Raw genomic sequence first — 12,864 nt, 5'->3', positions numbered from 1 at the left:
CTAACCAGTAGATAGCACTGGCGCAGTCGCACGGCAAGGGAAGGGGAGCGCCAAGGGAAACACTGATTAATGTACACGCTCGCGTTGGTACCCCAGGTTTTCCGAGACAAGGCGCGTCGTGCAACGGGTAGTGGTTCTACCCGCAAGCGGCGCAACGCGGGATCGGGGAACCTGGGGTGCCAACCCCGAAGGGGCTCGGCCGCTTTTGTGCGCGCACGGCGTTGCGGCTCCCTTGTGCAGAATGACTGCACGGCAGTCGCCGCGCCTTGTTCGCACGCAAAAGCGACTCGAGCGCGAGCGTGTACATTGATCAGTGTTTCCCTAGAACGTTTCTAGCGTTCCTCGATCGCGATGTATTCGCGCGAGGGGTGGCCGGTGTAGAGCTGGCGCGGGCGGCCAATGCGCGATTCCGGGTCCTGCATCATTTCGTTCCAGTGCGAGATCCAGCCCACCGTGCGAGCGAGCGCAAAGATCACGGTGAACATGTTCAGCGGGATGCCCATCGCGCGCAGGATGATGCCGGAATAGAAATCGACGTTCGGATAGAGCTTGCGCTCGATGAAGTAGTCGTCCTCCATCGCAATCCGCTCCAGTTCCATCGCGACGTCGAACAGCGGCTGGTTGTCGGCGCCCATGTCGCCCATCTCGGCCAGCAGCTCGTGGCACATCTTGCGGATGATCTTGGCCCGCGGGTCGTAGTTCTTGTACACGCGGTGGCCGAAGCCCATCAGGCGGAACGGGTCGTTCTTGTCCTTCGCCCGGGCGACGAAGTCCTGCACGCTCTTGTCGGAGTTCACGATCTCCTCGAGCATGCGCACGACCTTCTCGTTCGCGCCCCCGTGCAGCGGGCCCCACAGCGAGGCGATGCCGGCGGAAATCGCGGCGAACGGGTTGGCCTCGGAGGAACCCGACAGGCGCACGGTGGAGGTCGAGGCGTTCTGTTCGTGATCCGCATGCAGGATCAGGATCAGGTCCAGCGCGCGCACGAACACCGGGTTCGGCTGGTAGGGCTCGCTGGGCACGCCGAACATCATCGACAGGAAATTGGCCGTGTAGGACAGGTTGTTGTCCGGATACATGAACGGCTGGCCGTGGGCGTACTTGTACGACCAGGCGGCGATGGTCGGCATCTTGGAGATCAGCCGGTGCGCGGCGATGCGCCGATGTTCCGGGTTATGCACGTCGACGTTGTCGTGATAGAAGGCCGACAGCGCGCCCACCACGCCGACCATGATCGCCATCGGGTGTGCATCGTGACGGAAGCCGTCGAAGAAGCGGCGCACCGCCTCGTGCAGCATCGAGTGTTCCTTGATGATGCGCGAGAAGTCGTGCAGGTCGTCGGAGGAGGGCAGCTCGCCGTTCAGCAGCAGGTAGCAGACCTCGAGATAAGTGCTCTCTTCCGCCAGCTGTTCGATCGGGTAACCACGGTAGAGCAGGGTGCCTTCGTCCCCGTCGATGAAGGTCACATCCGAGCGGCAACTGGCCGTGGACATGAACCCCGGGTCATAGGTGAAGTAGCCGAGCTCCTTGTACAGCGCACGGATGTCGATGCAGTTGGGGCCGTGGGCGCCTTCCTGGATCGGCAGCTCGATGCTCTTGCCGGTGGTGTTGTCGGTCAGAGTGACGGTCTTGCTCATGTAGGGGCCTCGGGGTTCGCTAGGTTGTCCGAACGAGCGGCTAAAACGGGCATGGTAAACGATCGACACCCGCCGGGCAGCGTGTCCCTCGGCGGCAAGTTGGATTCCGCGAGCTGTTTCCCTGGATCGCTTCCCTAACCTAAGGGGAGCGCTGACCGCGCTTGTCGGCGTACATGGCCTGATCGGCGCGGGTCAGGGCGCTGGGCAGGTCGCCCTGGACCTCGCGTGCGGAGGCGCCGAGGGAGGCGGACACGCCGGCCCGCTCGAGTGCCGTGCGCAGGCGCTGGGTCAGATCGGGCAGGTAGTCGATCGGCGTCTCGGGGAACAGGACCGCGAACTCGTCGCCGCCGAGGCGGGCCACCGTGTCGACTTCCCGCACGGTCTCGCGCAGGGTGCGCCCGGCTGTGGCGATCAGGCGGTCGCCGGCCTCGTGCCCTTCGGTGTCGTTGAGGGTCTTTAGCCCGTTCAGGTCGATCATGACGACGCCGGCCGGGAGGCCGTGGCGGGCACAGCGGTCTTCCTCGGCCGCGAGCGCGAGGGTCCAGCCGCGACGGTTGTAGGCGCCGGTCAGGGTATCGGTGTGTGCCTCGAGAACAAGGGCTTCGCGTTCGCGTTCGAGCGAGTCGATCTGGTGGCGCATTAGTAGCAGGGCCTCGAGCGCGCCTACCGCCGCCTGGATCGGTTCGTCCTGCTCGGCGGGCTAGATATCCATTTTTTCCGGGTGAATGGCGCACAGTACGCCGTACAACTGGTGATCCATGTCGCGCACCGGATAGCCGATATAGCTGCTGATCGGTGTCTCGTCACCGGCCGCCGCGAGGGCTTTTAGTGCCTCGGCGTAGGCCGGTTCGCTTGCGGCATCCGGTGTGATGCGGGGCGCGCGGCCTTCCAGCATGCGGATACAGAACGAGCCGCTCCAGTCGAATACCGTGCCGGCCTCGATGCCGTAGCCGTGGTCGTCCGCGCGCACCACGATCTGGTCGTTCCCTTCCACCCGTGTCAGCATCCAGGTGTCGAGCGGGGCGATCTGGCGCAGCAGGCGCAGGGTGTTGTCCACGCCCTGGTTGAACGGGTCCTCGGTGTTGTCGTCGCGCCAGTCCTGGGAGCGCATCATGGGCAACGCATGGGAAAGCTGGATGGCTAACCCAAGGGTAGTGTTTCGATGCCACGCGATCTTTGTTGTTCTTCCCAATTGTGGAAAGGCGTTCCGGGAAGTATTGGTCTGTGGTTACTCAAAGGCGCGGCAGGTCAGGATGCGGTAATTGGCCGCCATGCACGTGCTGGCGCCCGAACTCGGCGCAGCGAGCCAGTGTCGGCACGGCCTTGCCGGGATTGAGCAGGCCGAGCGGGTCGAAGGCCTGTCGCAGCCGATGGAACTGCTCGAGCTCGACGGGGGCGAATTGCACGCACATCCCGTCGAGCTTCTCGACCCCTACGCCGTGTTCGCCAGTCACGGTCCCGCCGACCTCCACGCACAGCTCCAGGATCTGCTGCCCGAAGGCCTCGGCCGTTTCCAGCTGGCCGGGCTGGTTGGCGTCGTAGAGGATCAGGGGGTGCAGGTTGCCGTCGCCGGCATGGAAGACGTTGCATACGCCCAGTCCGTGCTCGCGCGACAGCGCATTGATGCGCTCGAGCACGGTTCCGAGCTGGTGACGGGGGATGGTCCCGTCCATGCAGTAGTAGTCCGGCGAGATCCGGCCTGCGGCCGGAAACGCGGCCTTGCGCCCGGCCCAGAACAGGGCCTGCTCCTGTGCGTCGCGCGCGGTGCGCACCTCGGTGGCACCCAGTTCGAGCAGCTTGCGGCGCACCACCATGATGTCCTCGGAGACCTCGGCATTGGTGCCGTCGAGCTCGCACAGCAGGATCGCGGCGGCATCCACCGGGTAGCCGGCATGGACGAAGTCCTCGGCTGCGCGGATCGCGGCGTTGTCCATCATCTCCAGGCCGGCCGGGATCAGTCCGGCCGCGATGATCCCGGCTACCGCGCGCCCGGCGGCCTCGACCTCGTCGAAGCTCGCCAGCAGGACCTGGGTGCGTTCCGCACGGGGCAGCAGGCGCACCGTGACCTCGGTGACGATCCCGAGCATCCCCTCGGAGCCGATCATCAACGCCAGCAGGTCGGGGCCCGCGGTGTCCAGGGTCTTGCCCCCCAGGCGGATGATCTCGCCATCCAGCGTAACCATCTCCAGCCCCAGTACGTTGTGTACCGTGAGGCCGTATTTCAGGCAGTGCACGCCGCCGGCGTTCTCGGCGACATTGCCGCCAATCGAACAGGCGATCTGGGAGGAGGGGTCCGGGGCATAGTAGAGGCCCTGGGGGGCCGCGGCCTCGGAAATGGCGAGGTTGCGGACGCCGGGCTGCACGACCGCGCAGCGATTGTCGGCGTCGATCTCCAGGATGCAATTGAAACGTGCGAGGGACAGCAGCAACCCGATGGCACTGGGCAGGGCCCCGCCCGAGAGCCCCGTGCCTGCCCCGCGGGGGATGATGGGAACCTGGTGCTCGCGGCACACCCGCAGGCAGGTGAGCAGTTCCTCTCGCGTCTGTGGCAGCGCAACCGCGCCGGGTGTCTGGCGATAGGCGGACAGCCCGTCACATTCGTAGGTGCGGCGCTCGTGCGCCTCCAGGATCAGGCGATCCGCGGGCAGCTCCCGCTGCAGGACCTCGATGGCGGCCGCCAGCGCATCGAGCGCAGTGGAATCCGGGGTCAGGGGCTGTTCGGCACTCATGGTGTGGTCAGGGGAGTCCGGAGCGGGGATTGGTCCTTCAGGTTACAGGCGGTGACCGGTGCGGGAAATGTCCGTGGCACTTCGTGTTGTCTCTTGGTCCCGGCAAGCGCTGATTGGGTCGGGCGCAGCGGCGTATGCCATAAGCAGAGTTCGTATCGGGAATTATTCCTGTTCTGCGATGGTCTAGTCATTCGCGGGATTACTAGAATGACTCCAAACCCGACCCAAGGAGATTGCGATGCGGTATTCATGGATCACTGCGGCCTGTGCGGCCGCTGCCCTGGTCTCCGCCCCGGCGTTCGCGGCCGAGAAGGTCACGCTGGAACATGACGACCTGACCCTGATCGGTCATTTCCAGGAGGGGGCCGGTGCCTCGCCCGAGGACGGTGTGGTGCTGATGCTGCACGGCACGCTGGCCCATGGCCGCATGGAGGTCATGCAGGCGGTCCAGGATCAGCTGGCCGACCGGGGCCACAATACGCTGTCCATCAACCTCAGCTACGGGATCGACGGGCGCGAGGGCATGTTCCAGTGTGATGCGCCGATTCACCATGGCGTGGACGAGCACCTGAAGGAGCTCGCCCTCTGGCAGGAATGGCTGCAGGGTGAGGGCTATGGCCCGGTCACCCTGTTCGGGCACTCGCGCGGCGGTAACCAGGTGGCGCGTTATCTGACCGAACACGACCCGGACGACATCCGGGCGATGGTCGTGGTCGCCCCGTCCACCTTCGACGCCGAGAAGGCCTCCGCGGACTACGAAGAGCAGGCCGACGAACCACTGGGTGAAGTACTGGCCCGCGCCCAGGAGAAGCACGATCGTGGTGACGGCTCCATGCTGGAAGGTGTGCGCTTTCTGCAATGTGGCGAGCTGGACGTCGCACCGCATGCATTCCTGAGTTACTACGATCCCGCCCCCGTCCACGATACGCCCAGCGTGATCGACGGCATCCAGACCCCGACGCTCGTGGTGATCGGGTCCGAGGATGACGTGGTGGCGGATCTGCCGGAGCGGATGGATGCGGTCGAGGACAAGGAGCACATCACCGTGAAAACGGTCGATGGTGCGGATCACTTCTTCCGCGATTTCTTCGCCGATGACGTGGTGGACTTCACCGCCGACTTCCTCGATCAGCACTGATCGGGCAACCGGAGGCCATCAGGCCGGCCCTTTCGGGCCGGCCTTTTTTGTGTGCTTCCTTAACCGGCCCAGAGGGTCAGGTAGAGTCCCAGCATCGCGGCGGCGAACAGCAGGCCAATCGTCTCCCAGCGCGTGAGTACGTGCTCGGCCAGCTCCAGGCGTTCACGCAGCCGGTACCGCATCCAGCGCAGGCGCGCCGGGTGGCGCCCGTCGCCGATCCGTGCGGGGCGGCTGTGCCACAGGCGCTGGGCGGCGTGCGCGAGCCACTCCAGCGGCACGACGAGATCGCCCTCCTGGAGCCATGGCCGATCGCGATCGCGGAGCGATCGCCAGGCCAGCAGCCCCAGGACCAGACCCACGCCGATCGGCCAGACAAGGCTCAGGCCCGTCAGCACGACCCAGGTCGGGACCTGCTCCGGTGGGGCGACCGCCACCCCCAGCAGGGGGAAGACCAGCGACATGCCCGCCAGGCCGCCCCAGGCCCACCAGCGGCGGGAGTCCGCGCGCGAGGGTGTCTCCGCGTCTTTCTGCACCTGGTGCCAGCGCCAGAGAAAACGCAGCATCAGGAGGGTCGTGCCCGCGGCCGCCAGTGTCAGGGCGAATTCCGTATGAGCCATCCAGCCGGCCAGGTCCGCGTCGTACAGCGGGTCTTTCAGGGTGTTCTTGGCCAGTGCGCCGCTGGTCATCGGCATCCCGGCCAGGGCCAGTGCTGGCAACACCGCGAACAGGAAAAAGGCCAGACGGCCCGCGCCGGTCGCCGGGCGCTGTGTGGTCATCCCGGCGGCCAGGAACAGCGCACCCTTGGCAAAGCCGTGGTGCACGGCGTAGAGGGTGACGGCCATCAGCAGCCAGGCGCGCAGATCGGGCAGGACGAGTGCCAGTCCGACCCCTGCCGTCATCAGCCCCATCTGGCTGATGCTGGAGTACGCGAGGATGGTCTTGGGACGCGACTGCAGGACCCCGGCGAGCGCGGCGAGGAAGGCCGCCGACAGGCCCAGCAGTACCAGCGTCTCGCCCAGAACCGCGTGGCCGGTCTCGTCCAGCGGCAATACGCGCAGCCAGCCCAGCAGGCCCGCCTTGATCATCGCCCCCGACAGCACGGCGCTGGCCGCGACCGGTGCGGCCGGGTGGGCCAGTGGCAGCCAGAAATGCAGGGGAAGCATGCCCGCCTTGATGCCGAAACCGAGCACCAGCAATGCTAGCCCCCAGCCCTCGGGGCGTGCCTCGGCGATCGCGACCAGCCGCGTATCGCCACCGGCCTCGTGGATGGCCATGGCAAAGCCCGCGAACAGCAGGATCTCGCCGACCACCGCCAGGATCAGATAGATGCGCCCGGCCCGCCAGGCCTCCGCGGTATTGAAGTGCACCACCAGGCCATAGGCCGCCAGGCTCATCAGCGAGAAAAACAGGTAAAAGCTCAGGGCGTCCTGCGCGAGGACCAGGCCCAGATTCCCGGAGAGTGCCAGCAGCCAGAATGCGTAGAAGCGATGGCGCAGGGGATCGTCCTGGCGGTCACCCAGCGCAAAAAGTCCCGCGGCCAGCCATAGCCCCGCCGTCAGCGCGAGGAAGGCGCGTCCCAGGGGATCGAGCCCCAGCAGGGTGTTCAGCATCAGCCAGTCCAGCGCGGCAGGCTCGAGTTCGCCGCCAAACGCCGCAAGCACAAGCCCGGGGAACGCCGCCCAGGGGACCCAGCGGTTGAAGCGGGTCCGGTGCGGCCGCAACCCGATCAGTATCGCCAGCAGCAGCGGGATCAGGGGAATCGCGAGCCACAGGACGGCGTTCATGGTGCGAACCCCGGGATCGAGTAGTCGCGTTCCACGATCAGGGTCACCCAGTCGAGCGGGCTCAGGCTCATCCCGGCCAGGAGACCGCCGAGCAGGCTCAGCGCTGCGACGAACAACGTCGGGAACAGCAGCATCCAGTGGGTCTCGAAGCGCGTGGGGCCGCTATGCTCGACCAGATGCTCGTGCCAGGGCGTGCGTCGCTCGCCCAGCCAGCCGCGGATCACGGGCGGCAGGAAATACGCGGCATTGAGCAGGCCGCTGGCGACCAGCACCGCCAGTACCCAGTGGAACTGGGCCTCCAGCGCTCCCAGACCCAGATGCCATTTGGTCACGAAGCCCGCGAGCGGCGGCAGCCCGATCATGCCCAGGGCGCCCAGGGTGAAGGCCAGCATGGTCAGCGGCATGCGCCGGCCCACGCCGTCGAGCTCGCTGATCTTGTGGATGCCGAGGGTCTCGGCGAAGTTGCCGGCACAGAAGAACAGCGTGATCTTGGTGATCCCCTGATGGACCAGGTGCACCAGCCCGCCGATGACCCCCAGCGGCCCGGCCAGCGCGACCCCCAGCACGATGTACGAGACCTGGCTGACGGTGGAGAAGGCCAGCCGCTGTTTCAGGTCGTCCGTGCGCAGGGCCTGGATCGAGCCGTACAGGATGGTGATCGCGGCGACCACCACCAGCCCCGCGGCGAGCCCGAGTTCCATCGCGACCTCGGCGCCGTAGACGTCATTCACCACTCGCACGATCCCGAAGGCCCCGGCCTTGACCACCGCGACCGCGTGCAGCAGGGCGCTCACCGGCGCGGGTGCGACCATCGCGATCGGCAGCCAGGAGTGCAGGGGCACCAAAGCCGCCTTCACCCCGAACCCGATCATCAGCATCACGAACAGCACCTTGAGCGCAGTCTCGTGCGTGGTCGCGAGGTCGCCGAGGTAGCCGCCTGGCACGAAGGACTCGGCCCCGGCCAGCAGGGTCAGCCAGACAATCGCGGTGAACAGCACCAACCCGCTGGTCAGCGTGTAGGCCAGATACAGCCGTCCGGCGCGCAGGGCGGCGGGCGTGCCGCGGTGCACCACCAGCGGCCAGGTGGCCAGCGTCAGCAGCTCGTAGAAGATCAGCAGGGTGATCAGGTTGCCCGACAGCGCGATCCCGACGGTGGCGCTGATACAAAGGGAAAAGAACCCAAAAAATCGGCTGCGCCGTGGCGATCCCTCCAGGTAGCCGATCGCGTAGACCGTGGTCACGAACCACAGCACGGCCGACAGCGTGGCGAACAGCAGCGACAGGGCATCCGCCGCAAGCACGAAGTCGATCCCCGGCAGCAGGGGCACGCTGAAGTGGTATTCGTCGCCGCGCAGGACGCCCAGCAGCAGCCAGCCGATCAGCAACAGCTTGGTGCCGGAGCCGCCGAGGTTCAGCAGGGTCCGCAGCCCGTAGCGCCGTTCGGGCAGGAAGAAGATCGCCAGGCCCGGGCCCAGCGAACTCATCAGGATGGCGAGGAGCAGCCAGCCGCCGTCGTTCATGGCGCCCCCGGCGTCAGTGTCAGGGTGTGCAGGGTCAGGGTGCCGGCGAACCCGGCGGCGGCCGCGACCACGGCCAGCCCCAGGGGCACCCAGTCCATCCAGGGCGAGACCGCCTCGCCGGCGTCCCGGGGCCCGTGGTGAAAGGCCGGGGCCACCATGCGCAGCACGTAGCCGGCAGCGAGCAGCCCGCCCCCGGCAATTGCGACTACCCAGAGCACGCCGATCAGGCTGCCCGCCAGGATTGTGCCGAGGCCCGCCTCCAGCAGCAGGTACTTGGCGATGAAGCCGCCGGTAAAGGGCAGGCCCATCAGGCTTACCCCAGCCAGCCCGAGCGCAAATACCGTGCGCCCGCGCGCGCGCAGGATAGCGCCCATCTCGGCCACGCGATCATGACCGGCCGCGTGTTGCAGCGTGCCGGCGGCAAGAAAGACGGAGGCCTTGGCCAGGGCGTGGACGACGGCGAAGAACACCACCACCTTCCACGCCTCGGGGTCCACCAGCATCAGCGGGAAGGCGATCAGCAGATAGCCGAACTGGGCCACCGTCGAGTAGGCGACGATGGATTTCAGCCGCCCCGCGCGCAGGGCCTGGGCCGAGCCCCAGACCAGCGCGGCCACGCCGAGCAGACCCACCAGGATGCCGAACGCCGGTGTGGCCAGCGGGGCAAAGGGCCCCATCCACAGGCGCAGGATCAGGTAGAACGAGCCGGTGACCACCAGACCGGAGAGCACCGCGCTGACAGGTGCCGGGGCGGAGCCGTGTGCCGGGGCGAGCCAGACATGCAGCGGGAACAGGGCCGCCTTCACCATCAGCCCGGCGGTCATCAGTACCGCCGCCATGCGCTCGGTGGGGCCGATCTCGGTGCGGGCCTCCAGCAACACCAGATCGAGCACGCCGTGTTCTCCGAACAGCAGTACGACCCCCATCAAAAAGCTGAGCGAGCCGAGGATGTTGACCAGCAGATAGCGCATCGCCCCGGAGACGGCGGCTGCGGTACCGGTGAATGCCACCAGCGCCACGGCCGAGAGCGACACCACCTCCAGCGTGATGTACAGGTTGAACGCATCACCGGAGAGCAACAGCATGTTCAGCCCGGCCCACAGCCACAGCCAGAGAGGCCAGAACTGGCGGCGTTCGATCGGGTCGTGCACGTAGCCCAGGCTGTACAGGCTGGTGGCCAGCCCGACCACGGCGGTGAGAACCAGCAGCGTCATCGACAGGCCATCGAGGTGCAGCATCAGCCCCAGCGGGGCCTCCCAGCCGCCCAGTGCCACGCGCGTGGCGGCGGACTCGGGTTCGGGCCCCGCGGCCAGGAACAGGGCGCTCAGTGTCAGCACGGAGGCGGTGACGACCACTGCGCCGTAGCCCCCGATCCGGTGTGCCTGGCGCGGCCAGACGGTGGCCAGGATGGCCAGCGCCAGGGACAGGGCCACCAGGCCGCTGATCGCCAGCGGGAGCATCGCAGGGGCCGCTTCGTTCATTCGCGATGCTCCCGGTCGTATTCCGCGGAGGGGGCATGCTCCTCGCGCGAGATGTCGTCTACCGGCGCGTGATCGTCCGGTGGGCCGGGGAGCATCACCGCCTGCCCCGTGATGCGTGTCAGGCGCACGACCAGCGCCAGGGCGAAGGCGGTCGCGCTGACCGCGACCACGATGCCGGTCAGCGTGAGGGCCTGCGCCACCGGATCCGGTGGACCCTCGCCACGCGCGGCAATGCCGAGCAGCACCATGAAGACGCCGGAGCCCATGATGTTCAGCGCAAGGATGCGCAGTACCAGGTGGTGGCGGCGGATCAGCCCGTACAACCCCAGCGCAAAGAGGATTGCGCCGGCTGTGGGATAGATCAGCCCCGGTGCCAGTTGCTGGGCGAGCCACTCCATCAGCGATCGTCTCCAGCAGGGCGTCCGGCGATGAACAGTGCCACCAGGGTGAGTGCGATGGACAGCGTGGCCGCGACCTCGATCACGATGATCAGGGGATAGGCCCATGCGGGCGGATAGCCAAGCAGCCCCGGCCCGATCAACAGCCCGACGATACCGATCGCGAGGAACAGGGCGACCCCTGCGGCCAGCCCCAGTCGTAGCGGTGAGCTGGGGGCCATGGGGAGGTCACGCGGGCGCGCGAGGACCAGAAGTATGCCGGCGGCACCGAGGATGGCCCCGGCCTGAAATGCACCGCCCGGCGCATGGCTGCCCGCCCAGAGGATATACACGCCCGTGACAATCGCGACCGGCACCAGGAGCCGGAGGGTCCCGGGCAGGATCGGGCCGGGTGCCGGGCGCGCCGGCAGGCGGTCGTAGCGTCCCAGTGACCAGGCCCCCAACAGCGCGATCAGCACGATCGCCAGCTCCAGGAAGGTGTCGTAGGCGCGGAAGTTCAACAGCACGGCGGTGATCGGGTGATCGACTCCCGAAACATCCATGTGTTCATCCACCACCGGTTCAAGCCCCACGGCGTCCGGCTGGTGCCACAGCGCGGTGACCATGAGCCCGCCCACCACCAGGGCAAAGGTCAGCGCCGGGACAAAGGTCCGTCGGGGGGGCGGGGGATCATGCAGGGCATGGAGCAGGGCATCGGCGCCGGCGGGATCGGGTGGCTCGTCGGGCTGCCCGCGGCGACGTTCGACCACGATGCTGCGCAGCCGCTCCAGCGTGACCAGCAGCAGGGCACCGGTGATACCGGCACCAATCGCAGCCTCGGCCAGGGCGATGTCAGGAGCCTCCAGGCGGACCCAGGCCAGCGCCAGTAGCAGCCCGAAGGTGATGAACAGCACCACCGCGCGGAACAGGTCGGTACTTGCCAGGCAGCGCCAGGCCACCCCGAGGAGCCCGACCAGGAGGACCAGGTCGAAGACGACGAGGAGCAGGTCGCTCATCGATCGGACTCGAATTCCCCGTGGGTCCAGGTGCGCTGCGCGACCATGTGCGCAGCGGTGGTGCCGGCCGCCAGGACCAGCACCCAGATCAGGAACAGCTTGAGGATGTCCGCCGGACCCCCCGCCTGGAGCATCAGGCCGAGAATCACCAGACCCAGGCCGACGTTGTCCGCCTTGGTCAGGGCGTGCAGGCGGGAGTAGACATCCGGGAAGCGCAGCAGCCCGGCCGTCCCGGCCGCGAAGAACACCAGCCCGGCGAGGATCAGGATCACGGTTAGGGTGTTAGCGATCATCATCCGGGTCCTTTTTCTGACCGTGACGCTGGTGGATGGGCGTCCCCGAGGGTTCCGGGAGACCATGCTGGCGGACGAATGCGACTGCGGCTACGACTGCCAGCAACGCAAATACCAGGGCCACGTCGACCAGCGCCGGGGTCTCGAGTGTCATCGAAAGGAGCAGCAAAATGGTGACACCGGTGGTGCCGAACAACTGCGCGGCCAGCATGCGATCGCCAGAGCCGGGGCCACGCAGCACACGGATCAGGCCGAGCAGGATCGTTGCCAGCAGAAAGATCGCGGCAACCAGGTAGAAGGTGGTCATGGCGTCTCCTCTGATTGCCGGCGCGGGTCTTCGAAGGCGGCGTGGATGCGTTTCTCGAGCTCGCGCAGGGCTATTTCGGGGTGGCTGTGGCGATCCAGGACATGCACGGTCAGCAATCGGCCCTCGAGGCGTACGCTGAGGGTCCCCGGCAGTAGACTGAGCACCGCCATGAACAGCGTCAGCGGCGGGCCGTGCGGGAGATCCGCGCGATATTCGATGAAGTCGGGAGCGATCGGCAGTTTCGGATCGAGGGCACGCCGGGCGATGTCGATACCGCCCAGAAACGAGGCCCGCAGGAAGTAGGTGATCAGGCCCGGGATGGCCAGGGGCCGCACCGAGAGCGGACGGCTGGTCGGAAGAACGAGGCTGGCGGCGCCCGCCAGGAGAACCGCGAGGAGCGCCAGGGGTTCCAGCAGGGCATCCAGGCCGGCCAGTATCCACCACAGCACAGCGGCGGCCAGGGCAGTCCAGGCTGCCCGCCGCCAGCGTGTGCGGGCCCGGCTCAAGCCGGCCCGACCGGATGCGTCCCTGTGCGTTGCCACACGGACCATTGTAACGGCCCGCATGGTTCAGCCAAGGGCC

At 67.3% G+C, this 12,864-nt stretch carries 11 protein-coding genes and 1 pseudogene; 1 reads left to right on the top strand and 11 read right to left on the bottom strand.

What is annotated here, in order from left to right:
- Positions 1-332: 332 nt before the first annotated feature.
- The 3 genes and pseudogenes from G372_RS0104390 to G372_RS0104380 form a co-directional block, all read right to left on the bottom strand.
- Complete coding sequence (locus G372_RS0104390) at positions 333-1,637, bottom strand: citrate synthase (protein WP_012982404.1); 1,305 nt, start codon at positions 1,635-1,637, stop codon at positions 333-335.
- Between the two features lie 139 nt (positions 1,638-1,776).
- Positions 1,777-2,751, bottom strand: a pseudogene (locus G372_RS13480) (sensor domain-containing diguanylate cyclase).
- 118 nt (positions 2,752-2,869) lie between these two features.
- Positions 2,870-4,366 carry an FAD-linked oxidase C-terminal domain-containing protein gene (locus G372_RS0104380; RefSeq protein ID WP_018864067.1) on the bottom strand — a complete coding sequence of 499 codons (1,497 nt, stop codon included), beginning with the start codon at positions 4,364-4,366 and terminating at the stop codon, positions 2,870-2,872.
- A gap of 238 nt (positions 4,367-4,604) precedes the next feature.
- On the opposite strand from G372_RS0104380, the gene G372_RS0104375 reads away from it, so the two are divergent.
- The gene (locus tag G372_RS0104375) at positions 4,605-5,504 is read left to right on the top strand and encodes an alpha/beta hydrolase (RefSeq protein ID WP_019623425.1); all 900 of its coding nucleotides are present in this window, start codon (positions 4,605-4,607) and stop codon (positions 5,502-5,504) included.
- A 59-nt stretch (positions 5,505-5,563) separates the two neighbouring features.
- Here the strand turns inward: G372_RS0104375 and G372_RS0104370 are convergent, their stop codons facing one another.
- The 8 genes from G372_RS0104370 to G372_RS0104335 are packed head-to-tail and all read right to left on the bottom strand — an operon-like array spanning position 5,564 to position 12,833.
- Positions 5,564-7,288, bottom strand: coding sequence for a complex I subunit 5 family protein (locus tag G372_RS0104370; RefSeq protein ID WP_019623424.1), 1,725 nt, complete (start codon positions 7,286-7,288; stop codon positions 5,564-5,566).
- A complete protein-coding gene (locus tag G372_RS0104365) occupies positions 7,285-8,808 on the bottom strand; it encodes a complex I subunit 5 family protein (protein ID WP_019623423.1) in 1,524 nt (507 codons plus the stop codon). Before G372_RS0104365 ends, G372_RS0104370 begins: the two co-directional genes overlap by 4 nt.
- Complete coding sequence (locus G372_RS0104360; protein WP_020008831.1) at positions 8,805-10,289, bottom strand: complex I subunit 5 family protein; 1,485 nt, start codon at positions 10,287-10,289, stop codon at positions 8,805-8,807. Before G372_RS0104360 ends, G372_RS0104365 begins: the two co-directional genes overlap by 4 nt.
- Entirely contained in the window at positions 10,286-10,687 is a 402-nt protein-coding gene (locus G372_RS0104355) for a Na+/H+ antiporter subunit C (protein WP_019623421.1), read from the bottom strand. Before G372_RS0104355 ends, G372_RS0104360 begins: the two co-directional genes overlap by 4 nt.
- Entirely contained in the window at positions 10,687-11,682 is a 996-nt protein-coding gene (locus G372_RS0104350) for a hydrogenase subunit MbhD domain-containing protein (RefSeq protein ID WP_019623420.1), read from the bottom strand. Before G372_RS0104350 ends, G372_RS0104355 begins: the two co-directional genes overlap by 1 nt.
- Positions 11,679-11,975, bottom strand: coding sequence for a cation:proton antiporter (locus tag G372_RS0104345; protein WP_012982413.1), 297 nt, complete (start codon positions 11,973-11,975; stop codon positions 11,679-11,681). Before G372_RS0104345 ends, G372_RS0104350 begins: the two co-directional genes overlap by 4 nt.
- Positions 11,965-12,282 (bottom strand): MrpF/PhaF family protein, encoded by a 318-nt coding sequence (locus tag G372_RS0104340; RefSeq protein WP_018864060.1) that lies wholly within the window; start codon positions 12,280-12,282, stop codon positions 11,965-11,967. Before G372_RS0104340 ends, G372_RS0104345 begins: the two co-directional genes overlap by 11 nt.
- On the bottom strand, positions 12,279-12,833 hold the full coding sequence (locus G372_RS0104335) for a Na+/H+ antiporter subunit E (RefSeq protein WP_026340303.1): 555 nt from the start codon (positions 12,831-12,833) through the stop codon (positions 12,279-12,281). Before G372_RS0104335 ends, G372_RS0104340 begins: the two co-directional genes overlap by 4 nt.
- Positions 12,834-12,864 lie beyond the last annotated feature (31 nt).

The organism is Thioalkalivibrio thiocyanoxidans ARh2 (assembly GCF_000385215.1).
Lineage (GTDB): Bacteria > Pseudomonadota > Gammaproteobacteria > Ectothiorhodospirales > Ectothiorhodospiraceae > Thioalkalivibrio > Thioalkalivibrio thiocyanoxidans.
Note: the sequence above shows the minus strand (reverse complement) of the source record. Positions and strands in the feature narration are given on the sequence as shown.

Excerpts from the sequence above, each read along its gene's own strand:
- G372_RS0104390 (WP_012982404.1), bottom strand. The coding sequence starts at position 1,637 with ATGAGCAAGACCGTCACTCTGACCGACAACACCACCGGCAAGAGCATC.
- G372_RS0104380 (WP_018864067.1), bottom strand. The coding sequence starts at position 4,366 with ATGAGTGCCGAACAGCCCCTGACCCCGGATTCCACTGCGCTCGATGCG.
- G372_RS0104375 (WP_019623425.1), top strand. The coding sequence starts at position 4,605 with ATGCGGTATTCATGGATCACTGCGGCCTGTGCGGCCGCTGCCCTGGTC.
- G372_RS0104370 (WP_019623424.1), bottom strand. The coding sequence starts at position 7,288 with ATGAACGCCGTCCTGTGGCTCGCGATTCCCCTGATCCCGCTGCTGCTG.
- G372_RS0104365 (WP_019623423.1), bottom strand. The coding sequence starts at position 8,808 with ATGAACGACGGCGGCTGGCTGCTCCTCGCCATCCTGATGAGTTCGCTG.
- G372_RS0104360 (WP_020008831.1), bottom strand. The coding sequence starts at position 10,289 with ATGAACGAAGCGGCCCCTGCGATGCTCCCGCTGGCGATCAGCGGCCTG.
- G372_RS0104355 (WP_019623421.1), bottom strand. The coding sequence starts at position 10,687 with ATGGAGTGGCTCGCCCAGCAACTGGCACCGGGGCTGATCTATCCCACA.
- G372_RS0104350 (WP_019623420.1), bottom strand. The coding sequence starts at position 11,682 with ATGAGCGACCTGCTCCTCGTCGTCTTCGACCTGGTCCTCCTGGTCGGG.
- G372_RS0104345 (WP_012982413.1), bottom strand. The coding sequence starts at position 11,975 with ATGATCGCTAACACCCTAACCGTGATCCTGATCCTCGCCGGGCTGGTG.
- G372_RS0104340 (WP_018864060.1), bottom strand. The coding sequence starts at position 12,282 with ATGACCACCTTCTACCTGGTTGCCGCGATCTTTCTGCTGGCAACGATC.
- G372_RS0104335 (WP_026340303.1), bottom strand. The coding sequence starts at position 12,833 with ATGGTCCGTGTGGCAACGCACAGGGACGCATCCGGTCGGGCCGGCTTG.